Below are 20,071 nucleotides of genomic sequence, written 5' to 3' on the forward strand. Positions count from 1 at the left end.
CGAAAGATCGGTCGACCTATTCTGCCATGCCCCGCCCCGCCGGACTCACGACGAAATGTGGTGGAATGCGGCGGCCGTTCGCGGGTTGAATCGTCGTATGGCTATCTTCCTCACCGGCGCGACCGGTTTCATCGGTTCCGCAGTCCTCCGTCAGCTCCGCGGCCAAGGCCGCGACGTCATCGCCCTCGTGCGCACCGAGGAGAAGGCCGAGGAGGTGCGGGCGGCGGGAGCCACCGCGGTTCTCGGCACCCTCACCGACGGCGAGCTCGTGTCGCGGCTCGCGCTCGAGAGCGACGGCGTCATCCACCTCGCCTCGCCCGGCGACGCGTCGAGCGCGGCCACCGACGACGCCTTCGTGACGGCGGTGCTCGCCGGGCTCGAGGGCAGCGACAAGCCCTACGTGCACACGGGCGGCATCTGGGTGTTCGGCTCGGGAGCCGACCTCACCGAGTCGACACCGCTCGACCCGCCCGCGCTCACCGCCTGGCGGGTGCCGGTGGAGGCTCGGGTGCGCGCGGCCGTCGGCGTGAAGACGACGATCATCGCGCCCGGCGTCGTGTTCGGCTACGGCCAGGGAATCCCGACGGTGATCTCGGATGCGCCGCGCGGCTCGGGCACGGCGCCCGCCCTGCAGCTCGTCGGCGACGGCTCGCAGCACTGGACCACCGTGTTCGTCGACGACCTCGCTGAGCTGTACATCCTGGCGCTCGACCTCGCGGACGCCGGCTCGTACTACATCGGCGCGAGCGGGCAGAACCCGACCGTGCGCGAACTCGGTGAGGCCGCGGCGACCGCCGCCGGGCTCGACGGGCGGGTCGAGGCGGCGTCGGTGGAGGCGACGCGCGCTCGGCTCGGCGGGCCCTTCGCCGACGCGCTGCTGCTCGACCAGCAGGCCCGCGGCAGCGCGGCGCGCATCGACCTCGGCTGGGAGCCCAACGGCCCCACCCTGCTCGAGGAGCTGCGCTCGGGCTCCTACGCCCACTGAGCCCTCTGCTCCTCCCTCTCGGACTCGTCACTTTCGGCTCGAAGCCCTCGCGCTTTCGCGCCGAAAGTGACGAGTCTGCGTGGGGAGTTACGGCAGGGGGATGGCGGCAGCGACCTCGGCGGGGGTGAGGAACGCGTGCTCGCGTTCGACGTGGTGCACGAGCGCGACCAGGGCGGCGTTCAGCGGCGCCTCGCGCGACGCATCCTGCGCCTGCTGCACCACGGCCCCGTTCAGGTGATCGATCTCGGTGAGCTGCCCGCGACGGATGCTCTGCAGCGTCGACCCGGGATTCGGCGTCGCCCCCATGCGCCGCGCCATCAGCCGCGGCAGCAGTTGCGCGAGGCCGGCCGGTGCCGCGGAGAACAGGCGCAGCACCGGATCGCTCAGCCCGAGCAGCGGCTCGAAGCGCACCCCGTGCGCCCGGGCGACGCCCACGGCCTCGCGCATGCTCGCGGTGAGCACCCGGCGCAGACGCGCATCCGCCACCGTCTGCTGCACCGAGAGCCCGGTGATGGCCGGCAGGGCGTTGATCTGATTGACGATGAGCTTGGTCCACTGCGCGCCCGCGAAGTTGGGCGTCTCGGCCACGGGGAGGAACGCGCCCAGCGTGTCGACGGCGAAGCGGAACGCGCTCTGCGGCGTCGACGGCAGGGCGCCGAGGTAGGTCTCGGCGGGAGTGGTGATGGCCACCTCGCCGGGCGAGAGGTACGACGCCGCGAAGAGGGCGAGGCCGCCGATCACGGGCGTGCCCGGCAGCTGCGCGGCCGCGGCCTCCGAGCCGCCGAGGCCGTTCTGCACCACGACCAGCGGTACACCCTCGAGGTGCGGCGCGTTCGCGGCCAGGGCGGCGTGCGCATCCTGGGCCTTCACGCAGAGCACAGCGAGCTCGGGGGTGACGGTGAGGGTTTCGGAGGCCCGGGGTCGGGCGGTGTGCTCGCCCCAGTGGCCGGTGAGATGGATGCCGCGCTCGGCGACGGCGGTGAGCTGGGCTCCGCGGGCGGTCACCTCCACCTCGTGGCCGGCGCGATCGGCGAGCGCGGCGATCACGCCGCCCACCGCCCCGGCGCCGATGACGGCGATCTTCACAGCTCGAGACCGTACGCGCGGGAGGGTTCGATGCCGGGCGGGTTCTCGCGCTCGGGCATGCGCGCGAAGCCCATCGACTCGTAGAGGCGGTGCGCCGAGGTCATCCCGGTGCCGCTGTTCATGACGACGCGGGTCGCGCCGCGCTCGCGGGCGGTGTCGATGACGAACTGCGTGAGCAGGCGGCCGAGACCGCGGCGGCGCGCATCCGGGTCGACGGCCAGCAGGCGGAACTCGAGCTCTCCCGGGCGGCCGAGGTGGAGCGTCTCCCCCGGGCGTGGGAGCGTGACCGAGGCGAGCACACGACCGGTCTCCTCCTCGACGGCCACCCAGACCTCGGCGGTCTCGACGTGGCGGGCGACGTCGCGAACCTCGTCGGCGTAGTCGCCGGAGATCTCGAGATCGGCACTGTAGGCGGCGAAGCGCTGCTCGGAGGCGAAGGCGATCTCGTCGGCACGGATGCGGCGGACGACGATGCCCGAAGGCGACGGGGAGGAATCGGGCTGTGCGGTGGCCACCGCCGAGCCGGCTGCGGGCGCCGCCGGCGAATCGGCCGGGGATCCGTCCGACGAGGACATGGGCCCTGTGGACAGCGGACGTGTGCCGATCGTGGAGGCGGGGGCGTCGACCGAATCGGCGGCGTCGGCCACCTCGGCGGCGGAGTCCGGGCTCGCAGCGGCCGCAGTCGGGCCGGTCGGCGCACCGGGAGCCGCCTCCGCACTCGCGGGCGCGGGCAGGCGCCGGATGCCCTCGAGCAGGTCGGCGGTCGAGGCCGCGGCGCACAGGCGGATCCAGCCCTCACCCATGCGGCCGAACGCGCTGCCCGGCGCCACGGCGACGTGCTGCTCGAGCAGGAAGCGCTCGGCCCAGGAGGCCACGTCGCCCCCGGTGGCGTGCGACACGTCGACCCAGAGGTAGAAGGCGCCGGCCGGATCGAGGTAGCGGATGCCGCGCTCGTCGAGGGCGGCGGCGGCGCGTTCGAGGTTGTCGCGGTAGTGCTCGGCGGCGGCGGAGACGTGCTCTTGCGGGCCGGTCAGGGCCGTCACCACCGCACGCTGGGCCGGCGTGTTGACGCAGCTGATCATGGCCTCCTGGGCCGAGCGCAGCAGAGGCGCGAGGCCGGGAGGCGTGAGCAGCCAGCCCACGCGGGCGCCGGTGAGGGCGTAGGTCTTCGACGCCGAGAACACCGTGAGCACACGGTCGTCGCCGCCGAGGCTCGCCAGGCTCGTGTGGACGGTGTCGTAGGTGAAGCGCTCGTAGACCTCGTCGCTGATCACCCAGAGATCGTGGGCCTCGGCGAACGCGAGCAGGGCCGCCAGCGTGTCCCGGTCGAACACCGCGCCGAGCGGATTCGACGGGGAGTTCACGATGATCGCCCTCGTGCGGGCGGTGACGAGACGCTCGAGCTCGGCGAGGTCGGGGGTGAAGTCGCGTTCGGGATGCAGCGGATACGGCACCGGGGTCGCGGAGAGCAGGTGCGCGTTCATCGTGAAGGTGGTGTAGCCGGGGTCGGGCAGCAGCACTTCGTCGCCCGGATCGAGCACGAGGCTCATCGCGAGGTACAGAGCCTGGGTCGCGCCGGTGGTCACCCAGACCCGCTCGGTGTCGGTGCGGATGCCGTTGCGCTCGGCGACCGTGCGCACGATCGCCTGGCGCAGCTCCGGGATGCCGCCGTTCGGCGTGTAGTCGGTGTCGTCGGCCTCCCAGGCGGCGGCCGCGGCGTCGAGGATGGCACCGGCGACCGGCACGTCGGGCTCGCCGACGGCGAGGTAGATGACGTCGTCGACCGAGTGCGCCAGCTCGAAGATGCGGCGGATGCCCGAGGGCGGAACCGAGTCGGTGTGGGAGGCGAGTCGTGGCATAGGCTTCTACGGTACCTCGTGCCCTGTTCGCGCTGTCATCCGGCGGATTGTTCCCGAGGGAAAGAACTGGTAATGTTGCCTGTTGGCTTACGCATCCACAGCGTTCTGTTGGGTGCGAACAGCGAGTGGCTCCTTCCGCGGCTCGGCCGCAGCGGACCATCGCACCGCATTCATCCGAATCAGATACAGAGGTTAATTCCGTGGCAAACATCAAGTCGCAGATCAAGCGCATCGGCACCAACAAGAAGGCCCAGGAGCGCAACAAGGCGGTCAAGAGCGAGCTCAAGACCGCGATCCGCGCGACCCGCACCGCCGTCGTGGCGGGCGACAAGGAGAAGGCCTCGGCCGCTCTGCTCGTCGCCGGCAAGAAGCTCGACAAGGCGGCGTCGAAGGGCGTCATCCACAAGAACCAGGCGGCGAACCGCAAGTCGGCCATCGCCAAGCAGGTCAACGCTCTCTGAGCTGAGCTGTTCTGAGCCGACCGGCTCTGAGTCGCAGACATTCGTGAAAGGCCCCGCTTCGGCGGGGCCTTTTTCGTGCGTCTCGCGCGTCAGGTGCAGCCTGCCCGCGGCTGGGCTAAATGGTTCCGCGGGCCGCGATGACGCTGATCATGCGTTCGAGGGCGAACACAGGATCACGCCCGGCTCCCTTGACGCTCTCGTCGGTTTCGGCGAGCACCTGGATGCTCCGGCCGAGACCCTCGCTCGACCAGCCGGAGAGATCGCGGCGCGCCCGATCGACCTGCCACGGCGCCATGCCGAGCTGCCCGGCCAGCTGGCCGGAGGCCCCGCGCGTGCCGAGCACCTTCGCCATCGTGCGGAGCTTCATGGCGAAGGCGGCGACGATCGGCACCGGATCTGCGCCCGAGGCGAGCGCGTGGCGCAGCAACGCCAGCGCGTCGCCGTAGTTGCCGGCGATGGCCGAATCGGCCACCGCGAAGGCGTTGGTCTCGACGCGCCCCGCGTAGTAGCGCTCGACGGTGACTTCGGTGATCTCCTCGCTCGCGTCGGAGACGAGCTGGGCGCAGGCGGCCGAGAGCTCGGCCAGGTCGTCGGAGAAGGCCGAGACCAGGGCGCGAATGGCTCCCGGAGTGGCTCGTTTGCCGGCGGCGCGGAATTCGGCGGAGGCGAACTCGTACTTGTCGGAGTCGCGCTTGAGCTCGGCGCACACGATCTCGACGGCGACACCGGATGCCGCCCGCACCGCCTCGAGCAGCTTCTTGCCGCGCACCCCGCCGCCGTGCCGGAGAACGAGATAGGTGTCGTCGGCCGGGTAACCCAGGTAGGCGATGGTGTCGTCGAGGAACGCGTCGGTGCACTTCTCGACGGCGGACACCCGGATCAGCCGGGGCTCACCGAACAGCGAGGGACTCGCGAGCGAGAGGAGCTCTCCGGGCACGTAGGAGGCGGCATCGACGTCGGTGACCTCGAGGCTCGGGTCTTCGGCCTTCAGGAGATCCCGCAGTTGGCGGATCGCACGCTCGGCGAGGAAGGTCTCGGGGCCGGTGACGAGCACCACCGGCGACGGGCGCACCTGGTTCCACTCGAGCTGTGGGATGGCGACCTTGGCGCTCGCCTTCGCGGGCGCCTTGCTGCGGGCCACGGCCACGGGCACCTCCTCGATCGACTGCTCCTTCGCGACCCGCACCGACGTGCGGCCGCGGAATCAGCCTAGCCGCCGCCACCGATCCTTCGACCCTCCGGCGTCGCCTCCGACACCCTAAGGAGGCTTCGCGCGCTCGGTCCACACGGACATCGCCAGAGCGGCGCCCGAGAGAACGATGAGGCCCTCCTGGTCGGTGCGGAAGGCGCGGGTGCCGGCACGGCCGAGCATGCCGAGCAGGCGTTCCGTGGGATGACCGTAGCGGTTGTCGGCGCCGACCGAGATCAGCCCGATCACCGCCCGGATCCGCTGGTACAGGCGCTCGCTCTGGTCTGCCGAGCCGTGGTGTGCGACTTTCACCACGTCGACCTGACCGATGGTGTTCGCAGCGAGCACCGCATCCTGCGCCTGCTCCCCCAGATCGCCGAGGAAGAGCAGCCGCATCGCCCCACTGAAGAGCACGGTGACGCTCGCGGGATTCCCCGTGAGCGTGGCGCCGGTGCGTGGCCACAGCACGTCCCACCGGTAGTCGCCGAGCGTGCCCGACAGGCCGCGACGGCCGTCGGCGACGAGAGCGCCGGCACTGCGCAAGCGCTCGACCAGCCTGCGGTCGGCGGCCCCGTCGGGCGGCCCGACGAGGGCCCGGTCGACGCGGCCGAGTACCGCGTCGAGCCCGCCCACGTGATCGCGGTCGTAGTGCGTCAGCACGAGCAAGTCGATGCGCTCGATCCGCAGCCGGGTGAGACACGCAGAGAGCGGCTCCGGTTGCGGCCCGACGTCGACCAGCGCCACCTCACCGCGGCTGTGCACCAGCACCGCATCTCCCTGACCGATGTCGCAGGCGGCGACCTGCCAGTCCGGCGGGATCGCTCCTCCGCGCGCGATCGACCCGCCCGCGAGCAGACCGGCGGTCACCAGCAGTCCGAGCGCACTGGCTCCCCCAGCGGTCAGGGCGAGCCGCGGATGCGCACGGGCCGTGGCCAAGGCGACCGCGATCAGCAGCACCAGCAGCACGGCGATCGCGGCAGCGACCACCCCGTCGGGAACGTCGACGGCGGCGAAGGGCGCACCGGCGAAGAAGCGTGCGACCGCTCCGATCCACGCGGAGGGAACCCAGGGCAACCAGGCCGCCACGGAGGCGAGCCCCGGGGCGGCTGCGGCGATGAGGCACACCAACAGTCCGAACACGCTCACGAGCGCCGCAGCCGGCTCGGCGAGCACGTTGGCAGGCAGGGTGTACGGCGTGATCTGGGGAGCGAGCAGGAAGAGAACCGGCTGGCAGGCCAGTTGCGCGGCGACGGGGACGGCGAGCGCCGTCGCGAGCGCGGGAGGGAGTATCCGCGCGCCGAGCGCCGCGAGGGGCCGCGTCAGCAGGAGCAGTCCTCCCGTCGCCAGCACCGAGAGCGCGAACCCGGCACTCCGGGCGAGCCAGGGGTCGAGCGCCAGCAGCACGATCACGGAGAGGCACAGCGGTCCGATGCCGCTCGCCGGCCGGCCGAGGGCGCTGGCAACCAGCACGATGGCGGCCATGTTGGCCGCCCGCAGCACGCTCGGCTCCGGTGTGACGAGCACCACGAAGAGCACCAGCACCCCGAGGGACACCAGGATGCGCGAACGGCGCCCGAGCCCCACCACGCCACCGAGCTGCATGACGCCCATCACCACGATGGCGCAGTTCGCTCCCGAGACCGCCGTGAGGTGGGTGAGACCGCTCACGGTCATGGCGTCGCGCAGCGAGGCCGAGACCCCGCTGTCGTCGCCGATGGCGAGGCCGGCCAGGAGCTGTGCCCCGTCGCCGGGAAGCCCCGCGGCCGACTGCCGGAAGGACGACCGCAGCCCGTCGGCCCAGCCGAGATACCACGGGGGTTCCGCAATCGGGTCGGGAGAGCCCCGCGCGAAGAACAGGAACTCCCGGGAATCACCGGGCGCGAGACTCGTGAGCGAGCCCTGCGCCCGGAACCGCGACCCGATGCCGAGCGAGTCCGCATCCTCGACCGTCGCGAACACGAGCGTCGGTGCGCGGGCCGAGCTTCTGCGACCCGCGGTGTCGAAGGTGACGAGTTCCGCTTCGATCATCACCCTGATCTCGGGGGGAGTCCGGGGCGCAGCCGCTCCGATCGCAGCCGATCCTGAGAGGGTGCCGGGCGCCGCCGGCGCCTGCTCGCCCGAATCGGCCGCGAACCCGAACGACGAGGTCGGTGCCCGCTTGGGCGTGCCGGTGACCACGAACTCCCCTTGGCCGCCGCGCGGGCCGGGCGCCTCCAGTGCGCCCGGGTGGCGGAGCTGACCGAGGGCGAACAGCGAGGTGCACACGAGCGCCACCGCTGCAGCCACGAGCCCCACGGCGGGGAGCGCGCCGCGGCCGGCTCGCGCCAGGCGCTGCCGGCACCTCCCTCCCCGACGTTCCCGCACCCGCCGTGCGGCGGTGCCACGACGCTCTGACGCACCTCCACGCTCGCCGCGCCGCGCCACGAGGAGCAGCACTGTGACCACGGCGGCGACAGACCACGCGCCGGCGCACGCCCAGGCGGCATTCCCCCGGGTTCCGGTGAGCACGCCCGCCGCGGCCCAGGTGGCGACGGCGGCGGGCACGAGCCGCAGATCGGTGGCGCGCGGGGTCGCGGGCCCGGAGTGGGCCCCACCCTCACGCGAGTCCGTGCGTCGGAAAGGCTCGCGAGGACCGAGGGCGCGAAGCGGCGCCGCGACGTCGCGTCCAGTTCCATCACCGGCGCCGCCGTCGGAGTCCGTACGGTCTCGATCGGTGCTCGCGGGATCGGCGTGAGCATCCGAAGCGCTGCCGGAGCCCACAGGACGCCGATCGACAAGCCAGGTGTCGGCACGATCACCGACGGCAGCGGCAGAGCCCGCAGGGCCTCGACCGACCCTCTCGCGGTCGACATGATCACCGGTGCCGCCGGCGGGGCGCGCAAGACCGAGGTCGACGCCCTCGGGATCGGCCGGCTCGCGGTCGGCGGCCTCGCGCCTCACACGGTCACCAGGTCTCTCAGGCCCTCGAGGGTCTTGTCGCCGATGCCGGTGACCTGGAGCAGGTCGTCGACGGAGGAGAAGGGCCCGTTGGTCTCGCGCCAGCCTACGATCCGCGCGGCCATGGCCGGGCCGATCCTCGGCAGCGCATCGAGGTCGAGAGCGGTCGCTGCGTTGAGGTTCACCTTCGCGCCCGCCGGCGTCGCTGCGCCGGACCCTGCACCTGAGCCCGCAGCCGGAGGCCCGGCCGCCACCGCGACCGCCGGGGCCTCCCCCAGGGCCAGCACCCTCAGCTGCTCACCATCGGTCAACGGCCGCGCCAGATTCACCGACGACTGATCCGCTCCGTCGGCGAAACCACCGGCGAGACCCAGCGCGTCGAACACCCTCGAGCCCTCGGCGAGACGGTACACACCCGGAGCCCGCACCGCGCCCAGCACGTGCACGAGCACGGCGGCGGCGGTCGCAGCGGCCGCTCCTGGTGCGGGGCCTGCGCCGGGGTCAGCCGGTGATCCGGACCCCGACGGCGACCCCACGGGCGCGCCCGAGGAGGCGCCCGCGGTATCCGTCGGCCCGCCCCGTGCATCCGGAGCCGCGGCGGCGACCGATCCCGGCGAGGAGCCCCCGGCCGCCGGTGCGAGCAGGGTGGTCGCACCGACCGGTGAGAGCGCTGTGACGAGCACCGAGCAGACGAGCGCCGCCACCACGAGCACGACTGCAGCGCCGATCCCGATGCGCACCCGCGCCGAGGGACCGGGCTGCAGCTCCGACTGTGTGGATTCCGTTTCTGACATGGCGTCAGAGTAGGAACGGCGAAGCGCCGGTCGCGGCCGGTCACCGCGATCTGTGGAGAACTTCTACGAAGCGGGCTTTGTGACGAAGTTGATCAGCCGTGGCGCGCGCGCCACGACCGTCACCACCTCGCGGTCGCCGATCGAGCGCCCCACCGACGGCAGCGCACGCGCCGCCGCCTCGAGCTCCGGGCCGGAGATCTTGGGCGACACCTCGATACGGTCGCGCACCTTGCCGTCGACCTGCACGACCGCCGTGACCGTCTCCTCGGTGAGCAGGGACGCATCCGCGCCCCGCCAGCCGTAGTTGGCGATCGACGGCTCGTAGCCGAGCCGGGCCCACATGTCCTCGGCGGTGTACGGCGCGAACAGCGACAGGCCGAGCGCGACGGTCTCCACCGCTTCGCGCACGGCCGGGTCGCCGCCACCGGGGCCGGAGTCGATGGCCTTGCGCGCCGCGTTGACGAGCTCCATCAAGCGCGCCACCACCACGTTGAACTTGAACGCCTCGATGAGGCCCGGGGCCTCCGCGAGGAACTTGTGCGTCACCCGGCGCAGCGCACGATCGCCGTCGCGCCAGTTCACCTCGGGGGGCGAGGTCACGTCGCCGACGAGGCGCCAGGCCCGGGCGAGGAACTTCGCCGAGCCGGCGGGCGAGACATCCGCCCAGTCGATGTCGTCTTCGGGCGGGCCCGCGAACGCCATCGTCAGGCGTACCGCGTCGACTCCGTGCTCGTCGAGCTGGTCGGAGAGGCGCACGAGGTTGCCCTTCGACTTCGACATGGCGGAGCCGTCCATCAGCACCATGCCCTGGTTCAACAGCGCACTGAAGGGCTCGGTGAACGAGACGTAGCCGAGGTCGAAGAGCACCTTCGTGATGAAGCGGGCGTAGAGCAGGTGCAGGATGGCGTGCGTCACGCCGCCGACGTACTGGTCGACCGGCGCCCACTTGTCGACCTCGCGCGGGTCGAAGGCCTGCGTCTCGTCGTTCGGGGAGAGGAAACGCAGGAAGTACCACGAGCTGTCGACGAAGGTGTCCATCGTGTCGGGGTCGCGGCGCGCAGGGCTGCCGTCGACCGGGTTCGGCACGTTCACCCAGTCCTCGGCGGCACCGAGCGGCGAGGTGCCCTTCGGCGTGAGGTTGAGGCCCTCGGTCGGCGGCAGCACCACCGGCAGCTGGTCTTCGGGAACCGCGTACTCCTGGCCGTCTTCACCGTGGATGATCGGGATCGGCGTTCCCCAGTAGCGCTGTCGCGAGATGAGCCAGTCGCGCAGGCGGTAGTTCTTGGCCGGCCGGCCGGTGCCCGCCGCCTCGAGGATCTCGATGATCTTGCGGATGGCGTTCGACTTCGACAGCCCGTCCAGCGGCCCCGAATTGACCAGACGCCCCTCGCCGGCCAGCGCGATGCCGGTCTTCGCGGGGTTGAGGTCGTCGAGCTCGAGCAGGTCTTCGGGCAGCTCGTCGCCGTGCAGCACCGGGATGGCGCCGGTGACGGGCGCGAGGGTGTCGACGACCGTCTTGATCGGCAGGTCGAAGGCGCGCGCGAAGTCGAGGTCGCGCTGGTCGTGCGCGGGCACCGCCATGACCGCTCCGTGGCCGTAGTCGGCGAGCACGTAGTCGGCCGCCCAGATGGGCAGACGGGCGCCGTTCACCGGGTTGATCGCGTAGCGCTCGAGGAAGATGCCGGTCTTCGGCCGGTCGGTGGCCTGGCGCTCGGTCTCCGACGACTTCTGCACCTCGGCGAGGTACTTCGCGAAACGCTCCTTCACCTCGGCCGAGTCCGAGCCGGCCACCAGGTCTTGAGCGAGGTCGGAGTCGGGCGCCACCACCATGAAGGTCGCCCCGTAGAGCGTGTCGGGCCGGGTGGTGAACACCGTCACGGGCTCGTCGCGGCCCTCGATGGCGAAGTCGACGTCGGCGCCGATCGAGCGTCCGATCCAGTTGCGCTGCATCGCGATGACCTTCGACGGCCAGGTGCCCTCGAGCTGCTTGAGGTCGTCGAGCAGGCGGTCGGCGTAGTCGGTGATACGGAAGTACCACTGCGTCAGCTTCTTCTTCACCACGAGGGCGCCGGAGCGCTCGGAGGTGCCGTCGGGCAGCACCTGCTCGTTGGCGAGCACCGTCTGGTCCACCGGGTCCCAGTTGACCCACGACGCCTTGCGGTAGGCCAGGCCCTTCTCGTACATCTTGAGGAACAGCCACTGGTTCCACTTGTAGTACTCGGGGTCGGAGGTGTGCAGCACGCGGTCCCAGTCGAAGGAGGTCGCGTAGCGCTTCATGCTGGTGCGCTGCTGGTCGATGTTGTCGTAGGTCCACTGGCGCGGGTCGAGGCCGCGCTTGATGGCGGCGTTCTCGGCGGGCAGGCCGAACGAGTCCCAGCCGATCGGGTGCAGCACGTTGAAGCCCTGCTGGCGCCAGTAGCGCGCGATCACGTCGCCCAGCGCATACGCCTCCGCGTGACCCATGTGCAGGTCGCCGGAGGGGTAGGGGAACATGTCGAGCACGTATTTGCGCGGGCGCTTGTCGCCTTCGAGGTCGGTGCGGAAGGGCTTCGACTCCTCCCAGATGGGCATCCATTTGTCTTGGATGGCCTGGAAGTCGTAGCGCTCGGCGTCGTCGTTCCACGACCCGCCCGGGGCGGAGTCGGCACTGACGGGGGTGTTCTCGGTGACCACGTGACTCTCATTCGTTGCTTGCGCAGGCGATTCAGGGGTTTCGGCAGAACTGCCAGAAGCGTGAGCCGCTCGGGATGGCGCGCACGGCGCACCAGGAGTCAACAGTACTAAACCTTGCCGTGTTCCCGTCGAGCAGCCCATCGCGGGGCCGCGCCGGCGCTGCACTAGCGTAGATCGTGACCACAGGAGGAAGACCGAAGATGGCCGAGGCTCCCGCGACCTTCGTCTGGACCGGGGATGCGCTCGTCGAGCGCGAACTCCGGCCGCACGACGCCCTCGTGGCGGCCGATTCGTGGTTCGTCTCGCCCTCGGGCCGGGCGCGCGCGATCGATGCCCACCGCGAGCGCTTCCTCGCGGCCGCCGCCACGGCCCCGGCGCCGGCCCCGGACACCGAGGCCTTCTGGGGCGCGGCCGTCGGCCGGCTCCGCGCCTACCGCACCGGCGCCCTCTTCCCCCGCGTCGAGCTCGCTCTCGTCGAGGGCGAGCCGGAGCTGCGCCTGCGCGTGCGCGTGGCGCCACGCCGGCGCGAGACGGCGGTGCTGAGCACGCACGACGGCCCCGACCCGCGCACGGTCCCGCGCATCAAGGGCCCCGATCTCGACACCCTGATCGCACTCCGCGCCGCCGCTCAGGAGAACGGCGCCGACGAGGTGGCACTGCTCGACGGCGGACCCGGCGGCCACCTCGTCGACGCCTCGAACTCGGCTCTGCTCTGGTGGCGGGGCGAGACCCTCGTGGCACCGGCGAGCGACCTGGCGCGCGTCTCGAGTGTCACGGCCCGCAGCATCCGTCTCATCGCCACCGCCACCGGCACCCGCGTCGTCGAGGAGCGCGCCCGCCCGGCCGAGCTCGCCGGCTGCGAGGTGTGGCTGGTGAGCGCCCTGCACGGCATCAGCGTGGTCGAGGCCTGGATCGACGGCCCGCCCCTCGAGGCGCGCCCGAGCCGCGCCTCCACCTGGCGACGGCGACTGGATGCGCTGAGCCGGCCGCTCTAGACCGGGCATCGGATGCGCGTGCCCGGCTTGGTTCCCGCCAGGTCGCGCCAAGAGCGGCGGGCAGCCCGCATTCGAGCATTGCGCGCGACCTCGAGCGGCCGCGGCCACTGCCGCTCAGAGCCGCAGTGTGTGCGTGACCAGCTCCGGCGGGACGGGCGTGTGCGAGATCACGACGACCGCCCGCTCCTCACCGGAGGCGGCGGCGAGCAGATCGGCGACGAGCGCATCCGCCCGGTCGGCGTCGACGTTGGCCGTCGGCTCGTCCAGCACCAGCACCGGGAAGCCGGCGAGGAGTGCCCGCGCAAGGGCGATGCGCTGCGCCTGCCCGCCCGAGACGAGCGAGCCGTGCTCCCCTACCCGCGCCGAAAGGCCGCCGCGTTCGCGCACCCACTCGCCGAGGCCCACGCGGTCGAGCACCGCGAGGAGCTCGTCGTCGCTCGCCGTCTCGCGAGCGAAGAGCAGGTTCTGGCGGATGTCGTCGTCGAAGAGGTGCGGGCTCTGCTCGCAGAGCCCCACCACGGTGCGCACGGCGTCCTGCTGGAGGTCCCGCACCTCGACGCCGTTCACCCTGTAGCTGCCGCCGTGCTCGAGAAAGCGCACGAGCACGTGGGCGAGCGTGGTCTTGCCCGCTCCGCTCGCGCCGCGCACGAGAATGCGGTCGCCGGGCCGCACATCGAGGTCGACGCCGCTCAGCGCATCCCGTGGCTCTCCGGGCCAGCGCGCCGAGACCTCGCGCAGCCGCAGCGAGACCGGGCCGCCGGGCAGCTCGCTCGCCGCATCGGGCCGGTCGACCGGGATGCCGTCGGGCACGCTGTCGGGCACCACCGAGGCGATGCGGTCGGCGCTCGCGGCGACCTGCCGCCAGGCGCCCCAGGCGAGCGGAACCATGCCGAACACCTCGAACACCGCGAGCGGAACCAGCGCCACGAGCGCGAGCGTGGGGCCCTCGAAGCCACCGACGCCCAGCTGCGGGACGCCGACGAGGAGGATGAGCACGGTCACGGCCCCCGCGATGAGCGTCACGAGCGCCGCGGTGAGGCCCGCCCCGGCCGAGCGGCGGACGAGCGCGCGGGTGAGCCCGGCATCCGCTTCGGCGAGCGAGGCACGGGCACCGGATGCCGCCCCGTAGGCCACGAGGGTGTCGAGGTTCGCGAGGTAGTCGGCCAGCTCGGCCTGGTAGCCGCCGCGGAGCCCCGCGAGCTCGCGCTCGGCGCGCGCCGAGACCCAGGAGTTCGCGGCCGTGCCCAGGGCGGCGGCGAGCACGAGCCCGGCGAGCAGCACGACACCGGCCGCGGGCAGCAGGACCCAGACCGTGACCACGGCGGCCACGGCGGTCAGCCCCGAGACGACGAGCGGCTGCACGACCCGCAGCGGGAAGTTCTGCTGCTCGTCGACGTCGGCCACCAGCCTGGTCAGCAGGTCGCCGCGGCGGCTCGAGCCGAGCCCGTCGGGCGAGACGGGCACGAGCCGCTCGTAGACGCCCACCCGCAGCTCGGGCATGGTGGCGAACGCGGCGTCGTGGCTCGCGAGCCGCTCGACGTAGCGGAAGGCGGCCCGCCCGAGGGCGAAGGCCCGCACCGCGACCATCGCCGCGGAGAGGTACAGGATGGGCGGCTGCTCGGCGGCCTTCGTGATGAGATAGGCGCTCGTGGCGAGCAGGCCCACCGCGCAGAGCGCGCTGACGAGCCCGAGCAGGGCGCCCGGAGCGAAGCGGCGCAGGCGCGGCTGCGCGAGCCGGATGACGTCGGAGCGGTTCACGGGAGCACCGCCTCGAGCACGCCGAGCGCCACGACCGCGTCGGCGCCGGCGATCACCGCGCGGCGGTGGCTCACCACCACGACGGCGCGGCCTTCGCCGGCGAGAACGTGCAGACCCCGGATGAAGGCGGCCTCGGTCTCGTCGTCGAGTGCCGAAGTCGGCTCGTCGAACACCACGACGGCTCCGTCGGTGCGGCGGGCGCGGTAGACGGCTCGCGCCGCCCCGACGCGCTGCGCCTGGCCGCCGGAGAGGCCGCCGCCGCGGGGGTCGACGAGCGCGCCGAGGTCGAGATCGGCCCCGCCGACGAGGTCGAGGCTCGCCCGGGCGGCCACCGCATCCGGGGTCTCGTCGCCCAGGCAGATGTTGCTCTGGACCGTTCCGGCCAGGAGAGACGGATGCTGGCCGGCCCACGCCAGCCAGGGCCGGGGCACGGGGTCGCCGCTCGCGTCACGGCCGTCGACGAGGATGCTGCCGGCCGCCGGAACGAAACCCAGCAGCGCCGCCACGAGCGAGGACTTGCCGGCGCCGCTCGGCCCGGTCACCACCGTGACCGCGCCGCGCTCGAACCGCGCCTCCAGACCCTCGAAGGCCACGTTCTCGCCGTACCTCACCCCCAGCCCCCGCACTTCGAGCCCTGCGCCCCGTTCCTCCCCGCCCGCTTCCTCCTCTCCCAAAAACAAGGAGATTGCCGGCGACACGCCGGCGGCAGCCCACGATTCGGCGGCGTGTCCGGCAGACACTCCTTGTTTTTGGACTGGTCCTTGTTTTTGGGTAGGGGGGCGGTCTGGGGCGGCGGCGTCGAGGATGTCGAAGACGTCGGAGGAGGCCGCCACCCCGTCGGCCGCCGCGTGGAACTGGGCGCCGACGTTCCGCAGCGGCAGGAAGGCCTCGGGCGCGAGCAGCAGCACGAACAGGCCCACCTCGAGGCCGAGGCTCCCCTCGATCAGCCGCACGCCGATCGACACGGCCACGAGCGCCACCGAGAGGCTCGCCGCCAGCTCGAGCGCGAAGCCCGAGAGGAACGAGATGCGCAGCACCTTCATGGTCTGCGCGCGGTAGTCGTCGGTGACGGCACGGATGCGTGCCGCCTGCCGGTGCTGCCGACCGTAGATCGTGAGCGTCGACAGCCCGCCCACCACGTCGAGGAACGCGGTGGAGAGACGCCCGAGCTTCTCCCACTGCTTCTGCTGCACCGACTGCGTGGCCCAGCCGATGAGGATCATGAACAGCGGGATGAGCGGCAGCGTCACGGTGACGGTCAGCCCGCTCAGCCAGTCCTGCCACCAGATGACCACGAGGATGATCGGCGTCGCCACCGCGGTCAGGATGAGCTGGGGCAGATATTTCGAGAAGTAGGTGTCGAGCGCATCCAGGCCCGGCCCCGCGGTCACGCCGACGGCGGTGGAATTGCGCGAGCCGAGCCATCCGGGGCCCAGCTTCGTCACCGCATCCAGCACCCGCCGCCGCAGCTCGCTCTTGACCACGGCAGCGCCCCGCGCCGAGTTCAGCTCGGCGAGCCAGGCCGCCGCGAAGCGCACCAGCACGACACCGGCCAGCAGCACGAGCGGCAGCACCAGGTTCTCGAGCGACTCCCCCGCGATGGCCCGCACGATCACCTGGGTGACGAGGTAGGAGAAGCCGATCACGGCCGCGGTCTGCAGCAGGGCGAGCACGCCGCCGGCGGCGAAGAACGCGCGGGCTGCGGCCGCATATCGGAGGAGCCGGGGGTCGACGGGGCGCACGACTCTAGTGTGCGCCCTCGACCGGGATCTGTGCGCGGCTCACGCGCTTGCGGAAGATCCAGTAGGTGAACCCCTGGTAGGCCAGGATGAGCGGCAGGAACACCAGCGCCACCCAGCTCATGATCTGCAGGGTGTAGGCCGACGAGGAGGCGTTCTCGATGGTGAGGCTGTTCGCCGGGTCGTTCGAAGCCGGCATCACATCAGGGAAGAGAGCGAAGAACAGGCTCAGCACCGCGAGCGCGATCGTCGCCGCCATCAGGCCGAACGAGAGGCCCTCGCGACCGCGGGTGTTCGCGAGCACCGCCCCGATCAGCGCCACGGCGGCGGCCGCCGAGAGCAGGGCGGATGCGAGGGTGCCGTGGGCGAGGGTCGTCCAGAGCAGGAACGCCGCGGCCACCACGATGGTGAGCACGCCCGCGCGGGTGGCGAGACGGCGCGCGCGCTCCCGGATGTCGCCCTCGGTCTTGAGAGAGACGAACACGACGCCGTGCGTGAAGAAGAGCAGCAACGTGGTGAGGCCGCCGAGCAGGGCATACGGGTTCAGCAGGTCGAAGAAGGTGCCGGTGTAGTTGTGCCCGGCGTCCAGCGGCACGCCCCGCACGATGTTCGCGAAGGCCACGCCCCACAGGAAGGCGGGAACCGCGGATCCGATCACGATCATGCGGTCGAAGCGCTTCTTCCACGCCGACTCCGGTCGCTGGTGCCGGTACTCGAACGAGACACCGCGCAGGATGAGGGCGAGCAGGATGAGCAGCAGCGGGAGGTAGAAGCCGCTGAACAGCGTCGCATACCACTCGGGGAAGGCGGCGAAGAGCGAGGCCCCGGCCACGATCACCCAGGTCTCGTTCAAGTCCCAGACCGGGCCGATGGTGTTGATGAGCACGCGGCGGTCGGTGTCGTCTCGGCCGAGGAACGGCAACGACATGCCCACGCCGAAGTCGAAGCCGTCGAGCACGAAGTAGCCGACGAACATGAAGCCGACGATGCAGAACCACAGGATTGTCAGGTCCATCATGTCTCCCTAGTAGACCGTCGCCTCGTGGCGGAGCTCCCCGGATTCGGGATCGGGCTCCGGGGCGTCGTCGGGCCCCTTCTGGATGGCCTTCTTGATGAGCTTGAACTCCACCACCGCGAGGGCGCCGTAGATGAGCGTGAAGGCCACGAGCGAGATGAGCACGTCGAGCCCCGTGACACCGGGCGAGACCGCATCCTGGGTCTTCAGCAGGCTGAACACGATCCAGGGCTGCCGACCCATCTCGGTGAACACCCAGCCCATGATCATGGCGCCGAGCGAGAGCGGGAAGGCCCACACCGCCACCCGCCACAGCCACCGCCACCGCGGCTGGCGTCCCTTGCGGGTGATCCAGAGGCCCACGACCGCGATCAGCACGTGCAGCATTCCGAGGCCGATCATCCAGCGGAACGCCCAGTAGGTGACCCAGATCACCGGCGAGTAGTCGCCGGGACCGTAGAGCTGCACGTACTGCGCCTGCAGGTCGTTGATGCCCTCGACCGTGCCGTCGAAGGTGTGCGTCGAGAGGAACGACAACAGGTACGGGATGCGGATCGAGAACAGTTCATGCACCCCGTCGGGCGTGCCCAGCGTGAAGATCGAGAACGACGCGTCCGCGCCGGTCGAGGTGTGGTACAGCGCCTCGGCCGCCGCCATCTTCATCGGCTGCGTCTCCACCATCGCGAGGCCCAGCTGGTCGCCGCTCAGCACGGTCAGCGCTCCGGCGATCACCATCATCCAGAGGCCGAACTTCATCGCCGGGCGCATGGTCTCGAGGTGCTGGTTGCGGTAGAGGTGCCACGCCGCCGTGGCGATGATCAGGCCAGCGGCCACCATGAAGCACGCGAAGATCGTGTGCGGGAAGGCGGCGAGTGCGACCTTGTTGGTCAGCAGGGCCCAGATGTCGGTGAGCTCCGCCCGCCCCTTGGCGGCGTTGATCTCGTACCCCACCGGGTTCTGCATGAACGCGTTCGCCGCGATGATGAAGTAGGCCGACAGGATGGTGCCCACCGCGGTGGCCCAGATCGTCACGAGGTGGAGCTTCTTCGGCAGCTTGTCCCAGCCGAAGATCCACAGCCCGATGAAGGTCGCCTCGAGGAAGAAGGCGAGCAGGCCTTCGAGGGCCAGCGGAGCGCCGAAGACGTCGCCGACGAAGCGCGAGTAGTCGCTCCAGTTCATGCCGAACTGGAATTCCTGCACGATGCCGGTCACGACGCCCATGGCGAAGTTGATCAGGAAGATCTTGCCGAAGAAGCGCGTGAGCTGCAGGTATTTCGCCTTACCGGTACGCACCCAGGCCGTCTGGAAGATGGCCACCGTGGTGGCCATGCCGATGGTGAGCGGCACGAAGAGGAAATGGTAGATCGTCGTCAGGCCGAATTGCCAGCGCGACAGGATGAGGGGGTCGAGCAGATCGTTCAGGTTCACGCGGAACTCCTTAGGCGTGAATTCAGTTTAGATGCTTGTATACAAGCCCCCGGGCTGTTCGCGGCATCACTGCGGAGTCGGCAGGAGGATGGGCGCATCCGCTGTGGAATACATCAGTGAACGTGACCCTGTTCTGTCGCTCCTGCACGAAAAGGCCCCGCCGGCATCCGGAGAACGGATGACGACGGGGCCGGGTGATCGCGGCCGGAAGGCCTAGAAGAGGTTCACCTTGGCGAGCCAGTTCTTCGCGATGGTGTCGGCCGACTGCTGGTCGTTCACGCTCTGCGAGTTGAGGTCGACCAGGTCGGCGGCGGTCAGCGCCGCGCTCACCTTGTTGATGATGCTCACGACCTCGGGCGTCGCCGAGTTGGAGTTGATCAGCGGCACGACGTTCGACGCGAGGAACAAGCCTTTCGGGTCGGCCAGCGTGACCAGACCCGAGGTCTTGATGTTCGGGTCGGCGGAGTAGATGTTCACCATCTGCACGGTGTTGTCGTTCAGCGCCTTGATGGTCAGCGGTCCGCCCGAGTCCTCGATCGGGGTGAAGCCCACGGTCACGCCGTAGGTGCTCTTCAGGCCGTCGGGCCCGTAGGGGCGCGTCTGCAGCTCAGAGTTGCCGCCGAGGGTGATGGGCGTGGTGACCTTCGAGAGGTCGGCCAGGCTCGTCACGCCGTTCGCCTCCGAGAACGCCTTGGTGACGTTGTAGGAGTCCTGGTCGGTCGCGGGCGACTGGTCGAGCACCTCGAGGCCCTGCGGCAGGGCGGTCTGCAGCGCGGCGAAGACGTCGTCGCTGGTCTTGGCGGTGGTGGAGGGGTCGTAGTACTGCAGCAGGTTGCCGGTGTACTCGGGGAAGAGCTGCACCTCGCCGCTCTCGAGCGCCGGCAGGTAGGCGTCGCGCTGCCCGATGTTGAACTGACGGGTCACCTCGATGCCGTTCGCCTCGAGCGCCTGCGCGTAGATCTCGGCGATGATCTCGTTCGAGTAGTACGCCTGCGAGCCGATGACGATCGGGCCGGATGCGGCTCCGCTCGCCGACGACGTCGACGCCGTGTCGAGCGGGTTGCTCGACGAACACCCTGCCAGTGCCACTGCCGCACTGACCACGACTAGCCCTGCGACGAGCCGGCCTTTCTTGATTGCTGTGAACATGTG

14 protein-coding genes are annotated in these 20,071 nt (G+C 71.1%); 3 read left to right on the forward strand and 11 right to left on the reverse strand.

All coding sequences use genetic code 11. The features are described 5' to 3' along the window. Positions 1-97: 97 nt before the first annotated feature. Entirely contained in the window at positions 98-985 is an 888-nt protein-coding gene (locus VD659_RS15595) for an NAD-dependent epimerase/dehydratase family protein (RefSeq protein WP_423261981.1), read from the forward strand. Positions 986-1,072: 87 nt separating this feature from the next. Here VD659_RS15595 and VD659_RS15600 read toward each other — a convergent pair whose 3' ends face one another. Continuing rightward, the gene (locus VD659_RS15600) at positions 1,073-2,071 is read right to left on the reverse strand and encodes a ketopantoate reductase family protein (RefSeq protein ID WP_423261982.1); all 999 of its coding nucleotides are present in this window, start codon (positions 2,069-2,071) and stop codon (positions 1,073-1,075) included. Continuing rightward, positions 2,068-3,930, reverse strand: coding sequence for an aminotransferase class I/II-fold pyridoxal phosphate-dependent enzyme (locus VD659_RS15605; RefSeq protein WP_423261983.1), 1,863 nt, complete (start codon positions 3,928-3,930; stop codon positions 2,068-2,070). Before VD659_RS15605 ends, VD659_RS15600 begins: the two co-directional genes overlap by 4 nt. Before the next feature lie 200 nt (positions 3,931-4,130). Here VD659_RS15605 and rpsT point away from each other — a divergent pair, with 200 nt between their 5' ends. Beyond that, positions 4,131-4,391 carry a 30S ribosomal protein S20 gene (gene rpsT / locus VD659_RS15610; RefSeq protein WP_137836149.1) on the forward strand — a complete coding sequence of 87 codons (261 nt, stop codon included), beginning with the start codon at positions 4,131-4,133 and terminating at the stop codon, positions 4,389-4,391. Between the two features lie 115 nt (positions 4,392-4,506). Here rpsT and holA read toward each other — a convergent pair whose 3' ends face one another. The 4 genes from holA to leuS form a co-directional block, all read right to left on the reverse strand. Next, on the reverse strand, positions 4,507-5,532 hold the full coding sequence (holA, locus tag VD659_RS15615) for a DNA polymerase III subunit delta (RefSeq protein WP_423262128.1): 1,026 nt from the start codon (positions 5,530-5,532) through the stop codon (positions 4,507-4,509). A gap of 117 nt (positions 5,533-5,649) precedes the next feature. Continuing rightward, positions 5,650-8,124: a ComEC/Rec2 family competence protein gene (locus tag VD659_RS15620; protein WP_423261984.1), complete on the reverse strand. Its 2,475-nt coding sequence runs from the start codon at positions 8,122-8,124 to the stop codon at positions 5,650-5,652. 392 nt (positions 8,125-8,516) lie between these two features. After that, positions 8,517-9,311: a helix-hairpin-helix domain-containing protein gene (locus VD659_RS15625; protein WP_423261985.1), complete on the reverse strand. Its 795-nt coding sequence runs from the start codon at positions 9,309-9,311 to the stop codon at positions 8,517-8,519. A gap of 63 nt (positions 9,312-9,374) precedes the next feature. Next, complete coding sequence (leuS, locus tag VD659_RS15630; protein WP_423262129.1) at positions 9,375-12,125, reverse strand: leucine--tRNA ligase; 2,751 nt, start codon at positions 12,123-12,125, stop codon at positions 9,375-9,377. A 59-nt stretch (positions 12,126-12,184) separates the two neighbouring features. On the opposite strand from leuS, the gene VD659_RS15635 reads away from it, so the two are divergent. Beyond that, positions 12,185-12,979, forward strand: a complete 795-nt coding sequence (locus VD659_RS15635) for an aminotransferase class IV (protein ID WP_423261986.1) — start codon at positions 12,185-12,187, stop codon at positions 12,977-12,979. Positions 12,980-13,093: 114 nt separating this feature from the next. Here VD659_RS15635 and cydC read toward each other — a convergent pair whose 3' ends face one another. The 5 genes from cydC to VD659_RS15660 all read right to left on the reverse strand — a co-directional run bounded on the left by cydC (position 13,094) and on the right by VD659_RS15660 (position 20,068). Continuing rightward, a complete protein-coding gene (gene cydC, locus VD659_RS15640) occupies positions 13,094-14,737 on the reverse strand; it encodes a thiol reductant ABC exporter subunit CydC (protein ID WP_423261987.1) in 1,644 nt (547 codons plus the stop codon). Next, positions 14,734-16,479: a thiol reductant ABC exporter subunit CydD gene (gene cydD / locus VD659_RS15645; RefSeq protein WP_423261988.1), complete on the reverse strand. Its 1,746-nt coding sequence runs from the start codon at positions 16,477-16,479 to the stop codon at positions 14,734-14,736. Before cydD ends, cydC begins: the two co-directional genes overlap by 4 nt. A 4-nt stretch (positions 16,480-16,483) precedes the next feature. Then, positions 16,484-17,491: a cytochrome d ubiquinol oxidase subunit II gene (cydB, locus tag VD659_RS15650; protein WP_423262130.1), complete on the reverse strand. Its 1,008-nt coding sequence runs from the start codon at positions 17,489-17,491 to the stop codon at positions 16,484-16,486. Between the two features lie 9 nt (positions 17,492-17,500). Continuing rightward, positions 17,501-18,913: a cytochrome ubiquinol oxidase subunit I gene (locus VD659_RS15655; RefSeq protein ID WP_423262131.1), complete on the reverse strand. Its 1,413-nt coding sequence runs from the start codon at positions 18,911-18,913 to the stop codon at positions 17,501-17,503. 219 nt (positions 18,914-19,132) lie between these two features. Continuing rightward, entirely contained in the window at positions 19,133-20,068 is a 936-nt protein-coding gene (locus tag VD659_RS15660; protein WP_423261989.1) for an ABC transporter substrate-binding protein, read from the reverse strand. Positions 20,069-20,071: the final 3 nt, after the last annotated feature.

Origin of the sequence: Herbiconiux sp. 11R-BC (assembly GCF_049472555.1) — a bacterium.
Lineage (GTDB): Bacteria > Actinomycetota > Actinomycetes > Actinomycetales > Microbacteriaceae > Herbiconiux.

What these genes read in the sequence shown, in the direction of transcription:
- VD659_RS15625 (WP_423261985.1), bottom strand. Translation starts at nt 9,311, where the DNA reads ATGTCAGAAACGGAATCCACACAGTCGGAGCTGCAGCCCGGTCCCTCG.
- cydB (WP_423262130.1), bottom strand. Translation starts at nt 17,491, where the DNA reads ATGGACCTGACAATCCTGTGGTTCTGCATCGTCGGCTTCATGTTCGTC.
- VD659_RS15635 (WP_423261986.1), top strand. Translation starts at nt 12,185, where the DNA reads ATGGCCGAGGCTCCCGCGACCTTCGTCTGGACCGGGGATGCGCTCGTC.
- leuS (WP_423262129.1), bottom strand. Translation starts at nt 12,125, where the DNA reads ATGGGCTGCTCGACGGGAACACGGCAAGGTTTAGTACTGTTGACTCCT.
- VD659_RS15605 (WP_423261983.1), bottom strand. Translation starts at nt 3,930, where the DNA reads ATGCCACGACTCGCCTCCCACACCGACTCGGTTCCGCCCTCGGGCATC.
- VD659_RS15660 (WP_423261989.1), bottom strand. Translation starts at nt 20,068, where the DNA reads ATGTTCACAGCAATCAAGAAAGGCCGGCTCGTCGCAGGGCTAGTCGTG.
- VD659_RS15595 (WP_423261981.1), top strand. Translation starts at nt 98, where the DNA reads ATGGCTATCTTCCTCACCGGCGCGACCGGTTTCATCGGTTCCGCAGTC.